Genomic DNA, 17291 nt, shown 5'->3' with positions numbered 1-17291 from the left:
CTTCAACCCGTGCACGATCCGCGACCGGCCGCAGATCGCCCTGCTCCAAAAGAGGTCCGAATGACCATCAGCGACCCACTGCATCGCCTGTTACTGGACAACCTGACCACCGCCACCATCCTGCTCAACGCCGACCTGCGCCTTGAGTACATGAACCCGGCGGCGGAAATGCTCCTGGCCATCAGCGGCCAGCGCAGCCATGGGCAGTTCATCAGCGAGCTGTTCACCGAGTCGGCCGAAGCCTTGAGCTCCCTGCGCCAGGCGGTGGAGCAGGCCCACCCCTTCACCAAGCGCGAGGCGATGCTCACCGCCCTGACCGGCCAGACCCTGACCGTGGACTATGCAGTGACGCCGATCCTCAGCAACGGCGACACCTTGCTGCTGCTGGAAGTCCATCCCCGGGATCGCTTGCTGCGCATCACCAAGGAAGAGGCCCAGCTGTCCAAACAGGAAACCAGCAAGATGCTGGTGCGCGGCCTGGCCCACGAAATCAAGAATCCCCTGGGGGGAATCCGTGGCGCGGCCCAGTTGCTGGCCCGCCAGCTGCCTGAAGAAGGCCTCAGGGATTACACCAACGTCATCATCGAAGAGGCCGATCGCCTGCGGAACCTGGTGGACCGCATGCTCGGCTCGAACAAGCTGCCGGTCCTGGCGCCGACCAATATCCACGAGGTGCTGGAGCGGGTCTGCAGCCTGGTGGAGGCCGAGAGCCAGGGCTGCATCACCCTGGTCCGGGACTACGACCCGAGCATTCCCGACGTGCTGGTCGACCGCGAGCAGATGATCCAGGCAGTCCTGAACATCGTGCGCAACGCCATGCAGGCCATCAGCACCCAGAACGAATTGCGCCTGGGCCGCATCACCTTGCGCAGCCGCACCATGCGCCAGTTCACCATCGGCCACGTACGCCACCGGCTGGTGACCAAGATCGAGATCATCGACAACGGCCCGGGGATTCCCGCCGAACTGCAGGACACCCTCTTCTTCCCCATGGTCAGCGGCCGTCCGGATGGTACCGGGCTGGGCCTGGCCATCACCCAGAACATCATCAGCCAGCACCAGGGCTTGATCGAGTGCGACAGCCACCCAGGCCACACCACGTTCTCGATCTTTCTGCCACTGGAACAAGGAGCCCCATCGACATGAGCCGAAGTGAAACCGTGTGGATCGTCGATGACGACCGTTCAATCCGCTGGGTCCTGGAAAAAGCCTTGCAGCAGGAAGGGATGACCACCCAGAGCTTCGACAGCGCCGACGGGGTGATGAGCCGCCTGGCACGCCAGACCCCGGACGTGATCATCTCCGACATCCGCATGCCCGGGGCCAGCGGCCTCGACCTGCTGGCACGGATTCGCGAGCAGCACCCGCGCCTGCCGGTGATCATCATGACCGCCCACTCCGACCTGGACAGCGCCGTCGCCTCCTACCAGGGCGGCGCCTTCGAGTACCTGCCCAAGCCATTCGACGTCGACGAGGCGGTGTCCCTGGTCAAGCGCGCCAACCAGCACGCCCAGGAACAGCAAGGCCTGGAAGTGGCCCCGAGCCTGGCCCGCACCCCGGAGATCATCGGCGAGGCGCCGGCGATGCAGGAGGTATTCCGCGCCATCGGCCGGCTGAGCCACTCCAACATCACCGTGCTGATCAATGGCGAGTCCGGCACCGGCAAGGAACTGGTGGCCCATGCCCTGCATCGCCACAGCCCCCGGGCGAGTTCGCCGTTCATCGCCTTGAACATGGCGGCCATCCCCAAGGACCTGATGGAGTCCGAGCTGTTCGGCCATGAAAAAGGCGCGTTCACCGGCGCGGCCAACCTGCGGCGCGGGCGCTTCGAGCAGGCCGACGGCGGCACCCTGTTCCTGGACGAGATCGGCGACATGCCGGCCGACACCCAGACCCGGCTGCTGCGGGTGCTGGCCGACGGCGAGTTCTACCGGGTCGGTGGCCATACCCCGGTCAAGGTCGACGTGCGGATCATCGCCGCCACCCACCAGAACCTGGAAACCCTGGTCCATGCCGGCAAGTTCCGCGAAGACCTGTTCCACCGCCTCAACGTGATCCGCATCCACATTCCCCGCCTGTCGGATCGTCGCGAGGACATCCCGACCCTGGCCAGGCACTTCCTCGGCCGCGCGGCCCAGGAGCTGGCGGTGGAACCCAAGCTGCTCAAGCACGAGACCGAGGAATACCTGAAGAACCTGCCCTGGCCGGGCAACGTGCGCCAGCTGGAGAACACCTGCCGCTGGATCACCGTGATGGCTTCCGGGCGCGAGGTGCATATCGGCGACCTGCCACCGGAACTGCTGAGCCTGCCCCAGGACTCGGCGCCGGTGACCAACTGGGAGCAGGCATTGCGCCAGTGGGCCGACCAGGCCCTGGCCCGCGGCCAGTCCAACCTGCTGGACAGCGCGGTACCGAGCTTCGAGCGGATCATGATCGAGACCGCCCTCAAGCACACCGCGGGCCGGCGCCGCGACGCCGCAGTCCTGCTGGGCTGGGGGCGCAATACCCTGACCCGCAAGATCAAGGAACTGGGCATGAAGGTCGACGGTGGCGACGAGGAGGACAGCGACGAGGCTTGAGCTGCTGTTCTGTAACCCCTATCGCGGGCAAGCCTCGCCCCTACGGATCTTGTGTTTCGTAGGCGCGAGGCTTGCCCGCGATGCTTTTCGTGCACCGAAATGGTGAGCCTGCACCAGCAAAAGGCTCAGCCAGACGCAGGATCCGCTTGCGAACGGCCGCACCAGGCCGGGCAAGAAAAACTCAAAAAACGGCGAAAGCCCCGAGAAACGGGGCCCTCAGCTTGAGCCTGCAATTAACTGAACCGTTTAATCCCGAATTGGCACGCCCCCTGCAATAACAAGATCACGAGCGCCACCGCTCACCCGTTTCGGGGACCTTGGTACAGGCAGGCCAGGACTCCCCTCTTTAACACCCGGTCCGCCCGCGCCAAGCGAGCAGGCCAGAGTTTTGGGGACCCTGGTACAGGCAGGCCGGGAATCCCCTTCTTTACACCAGGGCTCGTCGCCGACAAAACGACCAGCCCTTCCCTTTTGGGGGCCTTGGTACAGGCAGGCCGGGGTTTCCCTCTTTTATTGCTCGCGTAGGCGGACTTCCAGGCGCCAACGCCCGTCCACCTCGCTTGCGCTCCATTCGCCCCGCAGCGGGCGAGCAGCCACCAGGTTCAGCAACAAGCCCTGGTCCGCCAGGCGTATCCGCCAGTTCGCGGTCCGCTGGTTGACCTGCAATTGACCCTGTTGTGCCTGGCCCGTGGCATCGAACAGCAGCGCCACCGCCCCCTCGATATGCTCGCCATGGACCTTGGGCTCACGGTCGAACCACACCACCAGGCCCTCGGCCACGCCTTCGACCTTGAGCAACTGCACCGGCTCGGTCTGGGTCAGGCGCCCGATCATCAAGCCAACCATCAACCCAACTATGGCCAGGGAGCCGAACACCCGCAGCATTAGCTTCGGCCGCGGGTCTTCTTCAGGCGTAGAATGCTGCCTGTCTTTCTCTTCGGAGCCGTGCATGTTTCACGTCATCCTCTTCCAACCAGAAATTCCGCCGAATACCGGCAACGTTATCAGGCTATGCGCCAACAGCGGCTGCCACCTGCACTTGATCGAGCCGCTGGGTTTCGAAATGGACGACAAGCGCCTGCGTCGCGCCGGCCTCGACTATCACGAATACGCCACCCTGCAACGCCACCCCGACCTCGCCAGCTGCCTGCAGAGCCTCGGCCACCCGCGCCTGTTCGCCTTCACCACCAAGGGCTCGCGGCCTTTCCACGACGCCAGCTTCCAGGAAGGCGACGCCTTCTTGTTCGGCCCGGAAAGCCGTGGCTTGCCGGCCGAAGTGCTGGACGCCCTGCCCGGCGAACAGCGCCTGCGCCTGCCCATGCGCGAAGGCTGCCGCAGCCTGAACCTGTCCAACACCGTGGCGGTGGCGGTCTATGAAGGCTGGCGCCAACTGGGCTTCAAATAAGCGCCTGCTCGTGCCGGAGCCAAGCGTGCCAGCGATGAACGGTACGCGGTGCTCAGGCATTTCGCGTCGCCCTTGTCGCGGGCAAGCCTCGCTCCTACCTGGAGGTTTCGCCGAGCCATGAAAAAAGCGCCGTCAAAGGCGCTTTTTTCATGGCTTGGCGAAGCTCTTATTGAACGGTGTTCTCGCCGGCCTGTATGCGTTGCAGCTCTTGGGCATACAGCGCGTCGAAGTTCACCGGAGCCAGCATCAGGGCCGGGAACGAACCACGGGTCACCAGGCTGTCCAGCGCTTCGCGAGCGTACGGGAACAGGATGTTCGGGCAGAAGGCACCCAGGGTGTGGCTCATGGAAGCCTCGTCCAGGTTCTTGATCAGGAAGATACCGGCCTGCTGCACTTCAGCGATGAAGGCCACTTCGTCGCCGTTCTTCACGGTCACGGACAAGGTCAGCACCACTTCGTGGAAGTCGGTTTCCAGGGCTTTCTGGCGAGTGTTCAGGTCCAGGGAGACGCTGGGTTCCCACTGCTGACGGAAGATCGCCGGGCTTTTCGGCGCTTCGAAGGACAGGTCACGCACGTAGATGCGCTGCAGGGAGAATTGCGGTGCGCTTTCGTCTTCGGCAGCAGCAGTGTTCTGTTGGTCAGTCATCTCAGATCCTTCTTGATCTCGGGGTCTATAAGGGAAGTTTCAGGCTGCCAGCAGCGCGTCGAGCTTGCCGGCGCGCTCCAGGGCAAACAAATCATCACAACCACCTACGTGGGTGGCGCCGATCCAGATCTGCGGCACGGACGTACGCCCGGCCTTCTGGGTCATTTCGGCGCGCACCTGCGGCTTGCCATCGACCTTGATCTCTTCGAAGGCTACGCCTTTGCTTGCGAGCAGATGCTTGGCCCGCGAGCAATAAGGGCAGTAATCACTGGAGTAGACGATGACCTGGGACATTACTTCACCAATGGCAGGTTATCGGCCTTCCAGCTGGCGACACCGCCGGACAGCTTGGCCGCGGTGAAGCCGGACTTCATCAGCTCGCGGGCGTGGGTGCCGGCGTGCTGGCCCTGGGCATCCACCAGGATGATGGTCTTGGCCTTGTGCTTCTCCAGCTCGCCGATGCGAGCGGTGAGCTTGTCCTGGGGAATGTTCAGCGCGCCGACGATATGGCCCGCGGCGTATTCCTTGGATGGACGGATATCGATCACCACGCCCTGCTCGCTATTGACCAGCGCAGTCAGCTCACCGGTGCTGAGGCTGCGACCACCGCGGCTCAGTTCGTGAGCGATCAGCAGGGCCAGGAGAATGACGAAGGCGCCGACGAGCAAGTAGTGTTCAGTAGCGAATTGAATCAGGTGAGCAACCATCTAAGGAGGTTCCAGGGCGTGAAAATGCCGGCCAGTATACACAGCCCTCAAGGCCGGCCAAACCCCGCCCGGCGGTGACGCCGATGGAACTTGCCTTTAAACTGCCACTCCCTTTTTCAACACCTCCTTTTCCAGCCACGAGTGGACGCCATGACTACCACGCCTAAACCTTTGGTCCTGATGATTCTGGATGGCTTCGGTCACAGCGAGAGCCACGAATCCAACGCCGTCTATGCCGCCAACAAGCCTGTCCTGGATCGCCTGTGCGCCAGCGTGCCCAACGGCCTGATCTCGGGCTCGGGCATGGATGTCGGCCTGCCGGACGGCCAGATGGGCAACTCCGAGGTCGGCCACATGAACCTCGGGGCCGGCCGCGTGGTGTACCAGGACTTCACCCGGGTGACCAAGGCCATCCGCGACGGCGAATTCTTCGAGAATCCGACCATCTGCGCCGCCGTGGACAAGGCCGTGGCTGCCGGCAAGGCGGTCCATATCCTCGGCCTGCTGTCGGACGGCGGCGTGCACAGCCACCAGGACCACCTGGTGGCCATGGCCGAGCTGGCCTTCAAGCGTGGCGCCGAGAAAATCTACCTGCACGCCTTCCTCGACGGTCGCGACACTCCGCCCAAGAGCGCCCAGTCGTCCATCGAACTGCTGGACGAAACCTTCAAGACCCTGGGCAAGGGCCGTATCGCCAGCCTGATCGGCCGCTACTTCGCCATGGACCGCGACAACCGCTGGGACCGCGTGGCCCAGGCCTACAACCTGATCGTCGAGGGCCAGGGCCAGTTCAGCGCCGCCAGCGCCCAGGAAGGCCTGCAAGCGGCCTACGCGCGCGATGAGAGCGACGAATTCGTCAAGGCCACCACCATCGGCGAGCCGGTCAAGGTCGAGGACGGCGATGCCGTGGTATTCATGAACTTCCGCGCCGACCGGGCCCGCGAGCTGAGCCGGGTCTTCGTCGAGGACGACTTCCAGGAGTTCGAGCGTGCGCGCCAGCCGAAACTGGCCGGTTTCGTCATGCTCACCCAGTACGCGGCGAGCATCCCGGCCCCGGCGGCCTTCGCCCCCAGCAGCCTGGAAAACGTGCTGGGCGACTACCTGGCCAAGAACGGCAAGACCCAGCTGCGCATCGCCGAGACCGAGAAGTACGCCCACGTGACCTTCTTCTTCTCCGGCGGCCGCGAAGAGCCGTTCCCGGGTGAGGAACGCATCCTGATCCCGTCGCCGAAGGTCGCTACCTACGACCTGCAGCCGGAAATGAGCGCCCCGGAAGTCACCGACAAGATCGTCGACGCCATCGAGCACCAGCGCTATGACGTGATCATCGTCAACTACGCCAACGGCGACATGGTCGGCCATAGCGGTGTGTTCGACGCCGCAGTGAAAGCCGTCGAATGCCTGGACCTGTGCGTCGGGCGCATCGTCGACGCCCTGGAGAAGGTCGGTGGCGAAGCGCTGATCACCGCCGACCACGGCAATGTCGAGCAGATGTCCGACGAAACCACCGGCCAGGCCCACACCGCCCACACCACCGAGCCGGTGCCCTTCATCTATGTCGGCAAGCGGCCGCTGAAGGTCCGTGAAGGCGGCGTCCTGGCGGATGTGGCGCCAACCATGCTCAAGCTGCTGGGCCTGCCGCAACCTGCGGAAATGACCGGTAAATCGATCCTGGTCTGATAGCAAATGGCCCAATAATTGGCCGCAAACGGCCTTTTATGACGAACGCCTCAAAGCAGTTGGCTTTGAGGCGTTTTTTTTGCGGCGATGGGCGGGCATACTAGGCCGTCCCTTTCCCTGGTGTCGCCCGCCTCTATGCTTCGCGCCTTGATTGCCCTTGCCCTGACCTGCCTGCTCCAACCGGCTTTCGCCGATGAGCGCGCGCAAACCCAACAACAGTTGGACGCCACGCGTCAGGACATTGCCGAGCTGAAGAAACTGCTGGGCAAGCTTCAGGAAGAAAAGTCCGGAGTACAGAAGGAGCTGCGCGGTACCGAGACCGAGATGGGCAAGCTGGAGAAGCAGGTCGAGGCCTTGCAGAAAGAGCTGAAGAAAAGCGAATCCGAGCTGCAGCGACTCGATGAGGAGAAAAAAAAACTCCAGAGCGCGCGCACTGAACAACAGCGACTGATCGCCATCCAGGCCCGCGCGGCCTATCAGAACGGGCGCCAGGAATACCTCAAGCTGCTGCTGAACCAGCAGAATCCGGAAAAATTCGCCCGTACCCTCACCTATTACGACTACCTGAGCCAGGCCCGCCTGGAGCAGTTGAAGAACTTCAACGAGACCCTGCGCCAGCTGGCCAACGTGGAAAAGGAAATTTCCCTGCAGCAGGCCCAGTTGCTGGTGCAGAAAAGCAGCCTCGACACCCAGCGCGAAGAACTGGCCAAGGTCCGCAAGGAGCGCCAGCTGGCCCTGGCCAAGCTCAACGACGACGTCAAGGCCCGGGACCAGAAGCTGCAGCAGCGCGAACAGGACCAGGCCGACCTGGGCAAGGTTCTCAAGACCATCGAGGAAACCCTGGCACGCCAGGCTCGCGAGGCGGAAGAGGCGCGCCAGAAAGCGCTGATCGCCCAGCAGGAAGCCGAAAAAAAGCGCTTGCGTGAAGCCCAGGCCGACACCAGCGATGCGCCGCGCAAGCCGGTCCACTCCACCCCTGGGGCACTGGTTTCCAGCGGTGGGCCGTCCTATGGCGGAGCATTCGCTTCGGCACGGGGCAAACTTCCATGGCCAGTCGATGGTCGATTGCTGGCACGCTTTGGTGAAACTCGTGGCGACGATGCCCGCTCCAAGTGGGACGGGGTGATGATCAGCGCTGCCGCCGGCAGCCAGGTCCATGCCGTGCATGGGGGCCGGGTGGTATTCGCCGACTGGCTGCGCGGTGCCGGGCTACTGGTGATCCTCGACCACGGCAACGGCTACCTGAGCCTCTACGGACACAACCAGACGCTGCTCAAGGAAGCTGGCGACGTGGTCAAGGCCGGAGAGTCCATCTCCACAGTGGGTAATAGTGGCGGACAGGACACTCCTGCGCTGTACTTTGCAATTCGTCAGCAGGGCCGCCCCAGCGACCCGGCACAGTGGTGCCACGCGCAAGGATAAGCGCTGCATCTAAATTAGGAGTTCGTTCGACATGCTGCATTTGTCCCGCCTTACCTCGCTGGCCCTGACGATCGCCCTGGTGATCGGCGCGCCCCTGGCGTTCGCCGCCGAAACCGCCCAGGCGACCAGCGCCGCGACCACCAAGGCGCCCTTGCCGCTGGAAGAACTGCGCACCTTCGCCGAGGTGATGGACCGCATCAAGGCCGCGTATGTCGAACCTGTCGATGACAAGACCCTGCTGGAAAACGCCATCAAGGGCATGCTCAGCAACCTCGACCCGCACTCGTCCTACCTGGGGCCGGAAGACTTCGCCGAACTGCAGGAAAGCACCAGCGGCGAATTCGGCGGCCTGGGCATCGAGGTCGGCGCCGAAGACGGCTTCATCAAGGTGGTGTCGCCGATCGACGATACCCCGGCCTCCAAGGCCGGAATCCAGGCCGGTGACCTGATCGTCAAGATCAACGGCCAGCCGACCCGCGGCCAGACCATGACCGAGGCCGTGGACAAGATGCGCGGCAAGATCGGCCAGAAGATCACCCTGACCCTGGTCCGCGACGGTGGCACGCCATTCGACGTGACCCTGGCCCGCGCCACCATCCAGGTCAAGAGCGTGAAGAGCCAGTTGCTGGAGTCCGGCTATGGCTACATCCGCATCACCCAGTTCCAGGTCAAGACCGGCGAGGAAGTCTCCAAGGCCCTGGCCAAGCTGCGCAAGGACAACGGCAAGAAGCTCAACGGCATCATCCTCGACCTGCGCAACAACCCGGGCGGCGTGCTGCAGGCGGCGGTGGAAGTGGTCGACCACTTCATCACCAAGGGCCTGATCGTCTACACCAAGGGCCGGATCGCCAATTCCGAGCTGCGCTTCTCCGCCACCGGCAAGGACGAGAGCGAAGCCGTGCCCATGGTGGTGTTGATCAACGGCGGCAGCGCCTCGGCCTCGGAGATCGTCGCCGGCGCCCTGCAGGACCAGAAGCGCGCCGTGCTGATGGGTACCACCAGCTTCGGCAAGGGCTCGGTACAGACCGTGCTGCCGCTGAACAACGATCGCGCCCTGAAGATCACCACCGCGCTGTACTTCACCCCCAATGGCCGCTCGATCCAGGCCCAGGGCATCGTCCCGGACATCGAGGTGCGCCGCGCCAAGATCACCAGCGAGTCCCAGGACGGCGAGTACTTCAAGGAAGCCGACCTCCAGGGCCACCTGGGCAACGGCAACGGCGGCGCCGACAAGCCAAGCGGCTCGAGCGGCAAGGCCAAGCCGATGCCGCAGGACGACGATTACCAGCTGGCCCAGGCCCTGAGCCTGCTCAAGGGCTTGAGCATCACCCGCGGAAAATGATTGAACCCTCGCCGGCCGGCCGACTCCCAAGCAGGGAGCCGGCTAGCCGGCGAAGCGTCCGCCAGGGCGTCCCACTGCCAAGGCCATTGCTGATTCCCATGCTGCACTTTCCTTCGACGCACAGCCGCCAGCCGCTCTCCAGGCTGTTCGGCGGCCTGCTGCTGGCCCTGCTCTGCTGCCTCCCGGCCCAGGCCGCCACCCCACAGGCGCCCAAGGCCTACCTGAGCCTGATCATCGACGACCTGGGCCAGAACCTGCCCCGCGATCGCCGCGTGCTGGGTCTACCCGGCCCGGTGACCACGGCGATCATGCCCGATACGCCCCACGCTGCCGAATTCGCCCGGGAAGCCCACCGCGCGGGCAAGATCGTCATCCTGCACATGCCCATGGACCCAGCCACCGGGCCCTTCGCCTGGCACCCGGAGCTGCCGCAGGAAGAACTGCAGAAGCGCCTGGAAGCGGCGTTCCAGGCCGTGCCCTACACCAGTGGTATCAACAACCACATGGGCAGCCGCATGACGTCCCAGCGACCGGCCATGGCCTGGCTCATGGGCGAGCTGCAACGGCGCAACAAGTTCTTCGTCGACAGCCGCACCAGTGCCCAGACCGTGGCCGCCGCCGAGGCGCAGAAGATCGGCCTGGCCAGCGTTTCCCGGGATGTGTTCCTCGACGATGAACGTACCGAGCCGGCGATTGCCCAGCAGTTGCAGACGGCAATCAAGCTGGCACACAAGCAGGGCTCGGCGGTGATGATCGGCCACCCGTATCCGCAGACCCTGGCGGTGCTGGAGCGCGAACTGCCCAAGCTCAAGGCCCAGGGCATCGAGTGGATCGATATCAAGTCGATGATCAGCCTGCGCAGCAACCAGGCCATGAGCGGGCATGGCAAGAACGGCAAGTACAGATAGGGCAGCGCTAAGCGGCAAGCCTCAAGCTACAAGCCAAAGCGCCACCGATCTGCTGTTACTTGTAGCTTGCCGCTGATCTAGAGGTAGCGGCCCATGATCTCTTCCACCAGGCCTTCCTTGCGCATCTCGTCCAGGGCCGCCTGGAGCTTGGCTACCACCTCGTCGGATACGTCCTTGTTCAAGGCCAGGTACAGTTCGGCGCTGTTGAAACGCAGCACCGTCTTGAGGCCGGTGATGCCTTCCTGCTTGGCCAGGTAGCGCCCGGCGGGATCACCGGTGGCCCAGAGATCGATCTGCCCCGCCACCAGCTTCCTGGCGTTGTCCTGGTCACGCAGTACCACTTGCGGGGCCAGGCCCTGCTTGGCCAGGGTCTCGGCGATGGCATCGCCCTTGTAGGCGCCGATCTTGTACTTGCGCGCCTGCTCCAGGGATTCGAGGGTGATCTTGCTGCCGGCCTTGGCCAGCATGATCCAGTCGTCCGGGCCGATGGGGCCGACCCACTTGAACAACGGCTCGCGGTCCGGCAGCCGGGCCGTGACGAACACGCCATAACCCGGCTGCTCCAGGGCCATCTTGTAGATGCGTTCCCAGGGAAAGCGCAGGGTCAGGCTGTAGTTGATGCCGGCGCGCTTGCACATCTCACGGACGATATCCACGGCGATACCGTTGATATTCTCGCCCTGGGCGAAATTCTTGCCGTTGATGGCCATGTTGTAGGGAGGGAAGTTTTCCGTCAGCAACACCAGGGAGGTGTCGGCGGGTTCGGCGGCGCGGGCGAGGCCACCGAGCAGAAAACCGGCGCTGGCGACAACCACAAGAAGACGTTTGAGCATGACGGGTTACCAGGAACCATGGCGAACTCAAGAGTGCCGCGAGCCCGCCATGCTGTCCAGTGGCTATCGCACCACGATCCCGCGCTGGGCCATGTAGGCCTTGGCCTCGGGAACGGTGTACTCGCCGAAGTGGAAGATGCTGGCCGCCAGCACGGCGCTGGCGTGGCCCTCGATGATGCCATCAGCCAAATGCTGCAGGTTGCCGACACCGCCGGAGGCGATCACCGGGATACCCAGGGCATCGCTGATGGCTCGGGTGACGCCCAGGTCGAAGCCGTTCTTCATGCCGTCCTGGTCCATGCTGGTCAGCAGGATCTCGCCGGCCCCCAGGCCCTCCATCTTCTTCGCCCACTCCACCGCGTCCAGCCCGGTGGGCTTGCGCCCGCCATGGGTGAAGATTTCCCAGCGCGGCTCTTCGCCCGGGCCGGAAACCTTCTTGGCATCGATGGCGACCACGATGCACTGGGAACCGAAGTGCTGCGCAGCCTCGCCCACGAACTCCGGGTTGAACACCGCGGCGGTGTTGATCGAGACCTTGTCCGCACCGGCATTGAGCAGGTTGCGGATGTCTTGCACGGTACGCACGCCACCGCCCACGGTCAGCGGGATGAACACCTGGCTGGCCATGCGCTCGACGGTATGCAAGGTGGTATCACGGCCATCGACGCTAGCGGTGATGTCCAGGAAAGTGATTTCGTCGGCACCCTGTTCATCGTAGCGCCGGGCGATCTCCACCGGATCGCCGGCATCGCGGATGTTCTCGAACTTGACGCCCTTCACTACCCGGCCGTTGTCCACGTCCAGGCAAGGGATGATGCGCTTGGCTAGCGCCATAGACTTAATCTCCGATTAAGAAGCTTCAAGCTTCAAGCTGCAAGTAAGAGCAGGCCGAGGCCGCGCTTTTAACTTGCAGCTTGCAGCTTACGGCTTGTAGCTGTCGCAGAACGCCTGAGCCTCTGCCACATCCAGCGTGCCCTCGTAGATCGCCCGGCCCGTGATGGCGCCGATGATTCCTGGCGTCTTGGCGTCCAGCAGGGCCTGGATGTCACCCAGGTTGTGGATGCCGCCGGAGGCGATCACCGGGATCGAGGTGGCTTCGGCCAGGGCCTTGGTGAAGGGCACGTTGCAGCCCTGCATCATGCCGTCCTTGGCGATGTCGGTGTAGACGATCGCCGAGACGCCATCGGCCTCGAAACGCTTGGCCAGGTCGATGACCTGTACCGAGCTGACTTCGGCCCAGCCATCGGTGGCGACGAAACCGTCCTTGGCGTCCAGGCCGACGATGACCTTGCCCGGGAAGGCGCGGCAGGCCTCGGCGACGAACTCCGGCTCCTTCACCGCCTTGGTGCCGATGATCACGTAGCTGACGCCAGCCTTGACGTAGTGCTCGATGGTTTCCAGCGAACGGATGCCACCGCCGATCTGGATCGGCAGGTTCGGGTAGCGCTTGGCGATGGCGGTAACCACCTCACCGTTGACCGGCTGGCCCTCGAAGGCACCGTTGAGGTCAACCAGGTGCAGGCGGCGGCAGCCACCCTCGACCCATTTGGCGGCCATGCTCACCGGGTCGTCGGAGAATACGGTGGAGTCTTCCATGCGACCCTGGCGCAGGCGCACGCAGGCACCGTCTTTGAGGTCGATTGCGGGAATGATCAGCATGCTTTTTCCTTCGTCAAAAGAGCTGCAAGCTGCAAGCTGTTAGCTGCAAGCAGGCACGCATTGGTATTTCTTGCAGCTTGCAGCCTGGAAGCTGGCCGCTGCCTTAATTCTTCTCGAGCGCCCACAGGTCGCTTTCGATGCTCTCGAACCGCTCCTTGAGGTGCAGCTGAACATCGGCAATCGCCCTGTTGTAGTAGTGGGGGGCAATTTCCTTGCTGAACAACTCGAGGACCTCGGCCACCTCGAACGACCCCAGCTGCAGGTCGAAGCGGTCTTCGAGCAAGCGTTTGAGCTTGTCGAGCGCCTCGCGCTCCTGCTCGGGGGTCAGCGTCAGTATCGGCGCCTTGGTCCGCGACCTGTTCATTTACCAGCGACCGTCCCAGGCCGCGAAGTTCTGCAGCAGCTGCAGGCCATGGGTATGGCTCTTCTCCGGGTGGAACTGCACGGCAAAGCGCGAGCCCTCGGCCAGCGCCGCGGCGAAGTCCACGCCGTAGTGGCCGCTGCCCACCACCTGTCGGGCATTGCCGGCGGTGATGTAGTAGCTGTGCACGAAGTAGAAGCGCGCCAGGTCCGGGATGCTGTGCCACAGCGGATGGTCCACCGCCTGCTTCACTTCGTTCCAGCCCATGTGCGGCACCTTGAGGTGCTCGCCCTCTTCCACCAGGCCCTTGCCGAAGAACTTCACCTGGCCGGGAAACAGCCCGATGCAGTCCACGCCGTCGTTCTCTTCGCTGCGCTCCAGCAGGGCTTGCATGCCCACGCAGATCCCCAGGAACGGACGGTCCTGGCTGACTTCACGCACCAGGGCGTCGAAGCCCAGGCGGCGGATCTCGGCCATGCAGTCGCGGATTGCGCCCACGCCGGGAAACACCACCCGATCGGCTTCGCGGATCACGCTGGCGTCGCTGGTGATCAGCACCTTGCCGGCGCCCACGTGCTCCAGGGCCTTGGCCACGGAGTGCAGGTTGCCCATGCCGTAGTCGATGACGGCTACCGTCTGCATTACAGCACGCCCTTGGTGGAAGGCATCTGCCCGGCCATGCGCTCGTCCAGCTCCACCGCCATGCGCAGCGCACGACCGAAGGCCTTGAACACGGTCTCGATCTGGTGGTGGGTGTTGTGGCCGCGCAGGGTGTCGATGTGCAGGGTCACGTTGGCGTGGTTGACGAAGCCCTGGAAGAATTCCTGGAACAGGTCGACATCGAAGCCGCCGACGGTGGCACGGGTGAAGGGCACGTGCATCTGCAGGCCGGGACGGCCGGAGAAATCGATCACCACGCGGGACAGGGCTTCATCCAGCGGCACATAGGCATGGCCATAGCGGCGGATGCCTTTCTTGTCGCCGATGGCCTTGCTGAACGCCTGGCCCAGGGTAATGCCGACGTCTTCCACGGTGTGGTGATCGTCGATATGCAGGTCGCCCTTGCTTTCGATATCCAGGTCGATCAGCCCATGCCGGGCGATCTGGTCCAGCATGTGCTCGAGGAAAGGTACGCCGATATCGAATCGGGCCTTTCCGGTGCCATCCAGGTTGATCGAGGCTTTGATCTGGGTTTCCAGAGTGTCGCGCTCGACAGATGCCTTACGTTCGGCCATCACCAGCTCCGCAAAATCATTGGGCGAAAAAGGCGAGCAGTATAGGCCCGGGGAGGGCCAAACAGGAACACGTCGAACGACATCCTGACGGGCGCGAACCAATGGCTGCGGGGTTGTACCTGTCATGACAAGCAACCCCGGGCGCGAAAGCGAGCGACCTCGCTCCCGCGCCAGGCAGGATCCTAGTGGAACAGCACTGCGGTCTTCTGCAGGGTTATCCACACGCCCCATGCCAGGGGGATGCCCACCACCAGCCAGGCGGCGATCACCAGCGGCTTGCTGCCAGGCGAAGCCTTCCACTCCAGGACGACGCTGCTGTCGGCGCCCTTGTCATGGCCCAGGGCCTGCTCGGCCGCCAGTTGCTCGTCGGTCATGAAGTACTTGTCGGCCACCGGGCGCACCATCAGGTTGCACAGGAAGCCCAGCACCAGCAGGCCCGCGAGGATGTACAGGGTGATGTCATAGGCCGCGGCGCGCTCGACGCCGATGCTCAGCTGGTATTCGCGCAGGTAGTTCACCAGCACCGGGCCCAGCACGCCGGCGGCCGCCCAGGCCGTCAGCAAGCGGCCGTGGATCGCGCCCACCATCTGGGTACCGAACAGGTCCGCCAGGTAGGCCGGGACCGTGGCGAAACCGCCGCCGTACATCGACAGGATGATGCAGAACGCCGCCACGAACAGGGCGATGTTGCCCAGGTGGCCGAGGTTCGGGATCAGCGCATACAGGGCAAAGCCCAGGGCGAAGAACACGAAGTAGGTGTTCTTGCGGCCCAGGTAGTCGGAGAACGACGCCCAGAAGAACCGGCCACCGATGTTGAACAGGCTCAGCAGTCCGGTGAAGCCGGCGGCGATGGCGGCGATCTGCGCCAGTTGCCCGGCGTCCAGCTGGCTGAAGCTCAGGCCGTTGCCCAGCAGTTTGCCGGCGAACACTTCCTGCAGCAGTGGCGAGGCCATGCCGAGGATGCCGATACCGGCCGACACGTTAAGGCACAGCACCAGCCACACCAGGCGGAACTGCGGGGTCTTCCAGGCCACGTTCACATGCACGTGGCGGTGGGTGATCATCGCGTTACCGGCTTTTTTCGCCGGCGCGTTCCAGCCCTCGGGCTTCCAGCCGGTGGGCGGTACGCGATACGCCAGGGCGCCGCCGATCATGAACACGAAGTAGATCGCGGCCATCACCAGGAAGCTCTGCCAGACGCCGACGCTGGTGGGGGTAGCGAAGTGGCTCATCAACGCGGCCGCCAGGGGCGCACCGACCATCGCACCGCCGCCGAAGCCCATGATCGCCATGCCGGTGGCCATGCCGCGCTTGTCCGGGAACCACTTGATCAGGGTCGACACCGGGGAGATGTAGCCCAGGCCCAGGCCGATCCCGCCGATCACCCCGGAGCCGATCCACATCAGCCAGATCTGGTGGGTATAGACCCCCAGGGCGGAAATCAGCAGGCCGCCGCACCAGCACAGGGCGGAGACCACCCCAGCCTTGCGCGGACCGGCGTGCTCCAGCCAGCCGCCCCAGATCGCCGCCGAGCAGCCCAGGAAGATGAAGAACAGGGTGTAGATCCAGCCGAGCATGGAGATCGGCCAGTCACACTGGGACGAGAAGACCTGGGCGATGAAGCCCATGCCCGGCTCGCAAGCCACCGGCGCGCTGATACCCAGCGCCTTGGACAGCGGCAGCCAGAACACCGAGAAGCCATAGGCCATGCCGATGCACAGGTGGATGGCCAGGGCGGCCGGTGGTACCAGCCAGCGGTTGAAACCGGGCTTGGCGATGATGCGTTCTTTGGACAAGAACGCCGGCTGGGCGGGCACGCTGGCCGCCACGTTGCTAGAGCTCATGGATGTTCCCCCAATTATTAGAATTGTTCATCGGCCACTCCCCTGCGACGACCTTGGCACGAGGGCACGGTCGTTCTGATTGAGTAAAGCTCCCTTTGGGCAGGCGCGACATTAAGTCGCAGAAGGACGGACGAACCGCCAGAGGTTACCATTTGCAAAACATTAAGAAAGCAAACTGCTATCTCCTTTTTTACCGCGACTGCTCTGGTGGTCGCCGCCCACCCTCGCTCCAGGAACCCCAATGCCCATCGTTGTCCAAGCGCTGCACGACGCCAGCCCCCAGGACCAGCAGGACCTGCGCAAGATCTACCAGGACGCCCCGGACTGGCTGTTCGCCCCCCATGCCGATGCCCCGCAACTGATCGCCCATGCCCTGGGGGAGGCCAGCCTGCTGGTGGCGCGCTTCAACGACCGCCTGCTGGGAGCCGGATATCTGCAACGGCACTCGGACGGCTGGTCCCTGTCCCACCTTTGTGTGCGCAAGATCACCCGGCGCCGCGGCGTGGCCGAACGCCTGGTGAGCCAGGCCCGGGAAATGGCCCGGACCGAGGGGGCGAACCTCTGCCTGCTGGCACCGGCCGGGCATCTCGAGGCCCAGGCCCTGGCGGCCAAGCTGCGACTGGAGCTCAAGTACCCGTAGACGGTTTGGGTCAACAGTCGCCAGGTCCGG

General features: G+C 64.1%; 19 protein-coding genes. 8 read left to right on the top strand and 11 right to left on the bottom strand.

All coding sequences use genetic code 11. From position 1 onward, the window contains the following. Positions 1 to 60: 60 nt before the first annotated feature. A complete protein-coding gene (glnL, locus tag C4K40_RS01930) occupies positions 61 to 1146 on the top strand; it encodes a nitrogen regulation protein NR(II) (RefSeq protein ID WP_022639255.1) in 1086 nt (361 codons plus the stop codon). Then, positions 1143 to 2579 (top strand): nitrogen regulation protein NR(I), encoded by a 1437-nt coding sequence (gene ntrC, locus C4K40_RS01925; RefSeq protein ID WP_022639254.1) that lies wholly within the window; start codon positions 1143 to 1145, stop codon positions 2577 to 2579. Before glnL ends, ntrC begins: the two co-directional genes overlap by 4 nt. A gap of 510 nt (positions 2580 to 3089) precedes the next feature. On the opposite strand, the gene C4K40_RS01920 is transcribed toward ntrC, so the two are convergent. Then, positions 3090 to 3530 (bottom strand): hypothetical protein, encoded by a 441-nt coding sequence (locus tag C4K40_RS01920; RefSeq protein WP_053132554.1) that lies wholly within the window; start codon positions 3528 to 3530, stop codon positions 3090 to 3092. Here C4K40_RS01920 and C4K40_RS01915 point away from each other — a divergent pair. Further along, complete coding sequence (locus C4K40_RS01915; protein WP_022639252.1) at positions 3529 to 3984, top strand: tRNA (cytidine(34)-2'-O)-methyltransferase; 456 nt, start codon at positions 3529 to 3531, stop codon at positions 3982 to 3984. The two genes, C4K40_RS01920 and C4K40_RS01915, sit on opposite strands and share 2 nt — an antisense overlap. Before the next feature lie 166 nt (positions 3985 to 4150). Here C4K40_RS01915 and secB read toward each other — a convergent pair whose 3' ends face one another. From secB to C4K40_RS01900, 3 genes are read right to left on the bottom strand one after another with little or no spacing between them, the layout of a single operon-like run. Then, complete coding sequence (gene secB, locus C4K40_RS01910) at positions 4151 to 4630, bottom strand: protein-export chaperone SecB (protein ID WP_022639251.1); 480 nt, start codon at positions 4628 to 4630, stop codon at positions 4151 to 4153. 39 nt (positions 4631 to 4669) lie between these two features. Continuing rightward, entirely contained in the window at positions 4670 to 4924 is a 255-nt protein-coding gene (gene grxC / locus C4K40_RS01905; protein ID WP_022639250.1) for a glutaredoxin 3, read from the bottom strand. Then, a complete protein-coding gene (locus tag C4K40_RS01900; protein ID WP_022639249.1) occupies positions 4924 to 5337 on the bottom strand; it encodes a rhodanese-like domain-containing protein in 414 nt (137 codons plus the stop codon). Before C4K40_RS01900 ends, grxC begins: the two co-directional genes overlap by 1 nt. A 150-nt stretch (positions 5338 to 5487) precedes the next feature. Here C4K40_RS01900 and gpmI point away from each other — a divergent pair, with 150 nt between their 5' ends. The 4 genes from gpmI to C4K40_RS01880 all read left to right on the top strand — a co-directional run bounded on the left by gpmI (position 5488) and on the right by C4K40_RS01880 (position 10689). Further along, positions 5488 to 7017 carry a 2,3-bisphosphoglycerate-independent phosphoglycerate mutase gene (gpmI, locus tag C4K40_RS01895; RefSeq protein WP_031319998.1) on the top strand — a complete coding sequence of 510 codons (1530 nt, stop codon included), beginning with the start codon at positions 5488 to 5490 and terminating at the stop codon, positions 7015 to 7017. A 135-nt stretch (positions 7018 to 7152) separates the two neighbouring features. Then, positions 7153 to 8439 carry a murein hydrolase activator EnvC gene (locus C4K40_RS01890; RefSeq protein WP_053132556.1) on the top strand — a complete coding sequence of 429 codons (1287 nt, stop codon included), beginning with the start codon at positions 7153 to 7155 and terminating at the stop codon, positions 8437 to 8439. Between the two features lie 31 nt (positions 8440 to 8470). Further along, a complete protein-coding gene (locus C4K40_RS01885; protein WP_022639247.1) occupies positions 8471 to 9781 on the top strand; it encodes a S41 family peptidase in 1311 nt (436 codons plus the stop codon). 98 nt (positions 9782 to 9879) lie between these two features. Continuing rightward, positions 9880 to 10689 (top strand): divergent polysaccharide deacetylase family protein, encoded by an 810-nt coding sequence (locus tag C4K40_RS01880; RefSeq protein ID WP_053132559.1) that lies wholly within the window; start codon positions 9880 to 9882, stop codon positions 10687 to 10689. Between the two features lie 77 nt (positions 10690 to 10766). On the opposite strand, the gene C4K40_RS01875 is transcribed toward C4K40_RS01880, so the two are convergent. From C4K40_RS01875 to C4K40_RS01845, 7 genes are all read right to left on the bottom strand, one after another. Further along, positions 10767 to 11522 carry an ABC transporter substrate-binding protein gene (locus C4K40_RS01875; RefSeq protein WP_022639245.1) on the bottom strand — a complete coding sequence of 252 codons (756 nt, stop codon included), beginning with the start codon at positions 11520 to 11522 and terminating at the stop codon, positions 10767 to 10769. 63 nt (positions 11523 to 11585) lie between these two features. Beyond that, positions 11586 to 12356: an imidazole glycerol phosphate synthase subunit HisF gene (hisF, locus tag C4K40_RS01870; RefSeq protein ID WP_022639244.1), complete on the bottom strand. Its 771-nt coding sequence runs from the start codon at positions 12354 to 12356 to the stop codon at positions 11586 to 11588. 87 nt (positions 12357 to 12443) lie between these two features. Next, positions 12444 to 13181, bottom strand: a complete 738-nt coding sequence (hisA, locus tag C4K40_RS01865; RefSeq protein WP_053132561.1) for a 1-(5-phosphoribosyl)-5-[(5-phosphoribosylamino)methylideneamino]imidazole-4-carboxamide isomerase — start codon at positions 13179 to 13181, stop codon at positions 12444 to 12446. A gap of 103 nt (positions 13182 to 13284) precedes the next feature. Further along, the gene (locus C4K40_RS01860; RefSeq protein WP_053132563.1) at positions 13285 to 13545 is read right to left on the bottom strand and encodes a DUF2164 domain-containing protein; all 261 of its coding nucleotides are present in this window, start codon (positions 13543 to 13545) and stop codon (positions 13285 to 13287) included. After that, entirely contained in the window at positions 13546 to 14184 is a 639-nt protein-coding gene (gene hisH / locus C4K40_RS01855; RefSeq protein ID WP_053132565.1) for an imidazole glycerol phosphate synthase subunit HisH, read from the bottom strand. Further along, positions 14184 to 14777, bottom strand: a complete 594-nt coding sequence (hisB, locus tag C4K40_RS01850) for an imidazoleglycerol-phosphate dehydratase HisB (RefSeq protein ID WP_010453482.1) — start codon at positions 14775 to 14777, stop codon at positions 14184 to 14186. Before hisB ends, hisH begins: the two co-directional genes overlap by 1 nt. A gap of 182 nt (positions 14778 to 14959) precedes the next feature. Continuing rightward, entirely contained in the window at positions 14960 to 16621 is a 1662-nt protein-coding gene (locus tag C4K40_RS01845; protein ID WP_031319992.1) for an OFA family MFS transporter, read from the bottom strand. A 241-nt stretch (positions 16622 to 16862) separates the two neighbouring features. On the opposite strand from C4K40_RS01845, the gene C4K40_RS01840 reads away from it, so the two are divergent. Continuing rightward, positions 16863 to 17261 (top strand): acetyl-CoA sensor PanZ family protein, encoded by a 399-nt coding sequence (locus tag C4K40_RS01840; protein ID WP_053132567.1) that lies wholly within the window; start codon positions 16863 to 16865, stop codon positions 17259 to 17261. Positions 17262 to 17291 lie beyond the last annotated feature (30 nt).

This window comes from Pseudomonas sp. CMR5c, from assembly GCF_003850545.1.
Lineage (GTDB): Bacteria > Pseudomonadota > Gammaproteobacteria > Pseudomonadales > Pseudomonadaceae > Aquipseudomonas > Aquipseudomonas piscis.
Note: the sequence above shows the minus strand (reverse complement) of the source record. Positions and strands in the feature narration are given on the sequence as shown.

Coding starts and splice junctions, on each gene's coding strand:
- glnL (WP_022639255.1), top strand. CDS start 61: ATGACCATCAGCGACCCACTGCATCGCCTGTTACTGGACAACCTGACC.
- ntrC (WP_022639254.1), top strand. CDS start 1,143: ATGAGCCGAAGTGAAACCGTGTGGATCGTCGATGACGACCGTTCAATC.
- C4K40_RS01915 (WP_022639252.1), top strand. CDS start 3,529: ATGTTTCACGTCATCCTCTTCCAACCAGAAATTCCGCCGAATACCGGC.
- C4K40_RS01920 (WP_053132554.1), bottom strand. CDS start 3,530: ATGCACGGCTCCGAAGAGAAAGACAGGCAGCATTCTACGCCTGAAGAA.
- secB (WP_022639251.1), bottom strand. CDS start 4,630: ATGACTGACCAACAGAACACTGCTGCTGCCGAAGACGAAAGCGCACCG.
- grxC (WP_022639250.1), bottom strand. CDS start 4,924: ATGTCCCAGGTCATCGTCTACTCCAGTGATTACTGCCCTTATTGCTCG.
- C4K40_RS01900 (WP_022639249.1), bottom strand. CDS start 5,337: ATGGTTGCTCACCTGATTCAATTCGCTACTGAACACTACTTGCTCGTC.
- gpmI (WP_031319998.1), top strand. CDS start 5,488: ATGACTACCACGCCTAAACCTTTGGTCCTGATGATTCTGGATGGCTTC.
- C4K40_RS01890 (WP_053132556.1), top strand. CDS start 7,153: ATGCTTCGCGCCTTGATTGCCCTTGCCCTGACCTGCCTGCTCCAACCG.
- C4K40_RS01885 (WP_022639247.1), top strand. CDS start 8,471: ATGCTGCATTTGTCCCGCCTTACCTCGCTGGCCCTGACGATCGCCCTG.
- C4K40_RS01880 (WP_053132559.1), top strand. CDS start 9,880: ATGCTGCACTTTCCTTCGACGCACAGCCGCCAGCCGCTCTCCAGGCTG.
- C4K40_RS01875 (WP_022639245.1), bottom strand. CDS start 11,522: ATGCTCAAACGTCTTCTTGTGGTTGTCGCCAGCGCCGGTTTTCTGCTC.
- hisF (WP_022639244.1), bottom strand. CDS start 12,356: ATGGCGCTAGCCAAGCGCATCATCCCTTGCCTGGACGTGGACAACGGC.
- hisA (WP_053132561.1), bottom strand. CDS start 13,181: ATGCTGATCATTCCCGCAATCGACCTCAAAGACGGTGCCTGCGTGCGC.
- C4K40_RS01860 (WP_053132563.1), bottom strand. CDS start 13,545: ATGAACAGGTCGCGGACCAAGGCGCCGATACTGACGCTGACCCCCGAG.
- hisH (WP_053132565.1), bottom strand. CDS start 14,184: ATGCAGACGGTAGCCGTCATCGACTACGGCATGGGCAACCTGCACTCC.
- hisB (WP_010453482.1), bottom strand. CDS start 14,777: ATGGCCGAACGTAAGGCATCTGTCGAGCGCGACACTCTGGAAACCCAG.
- C4K40_RS01845 (WP_031319992.1), bottom strand. CDS start 16,621: ATGAGCTCTAGCAACGTGGCGGCCAGCGTGCCCGCCCAGCCGGCGTTC.
- C4K40_RS01840 (WP_053132567.1), top strand. CDS start 16,863: ATGCCCATCGTTGTCCAAGCGCTGCACGACGCCAGCCCCCAGGACCAG.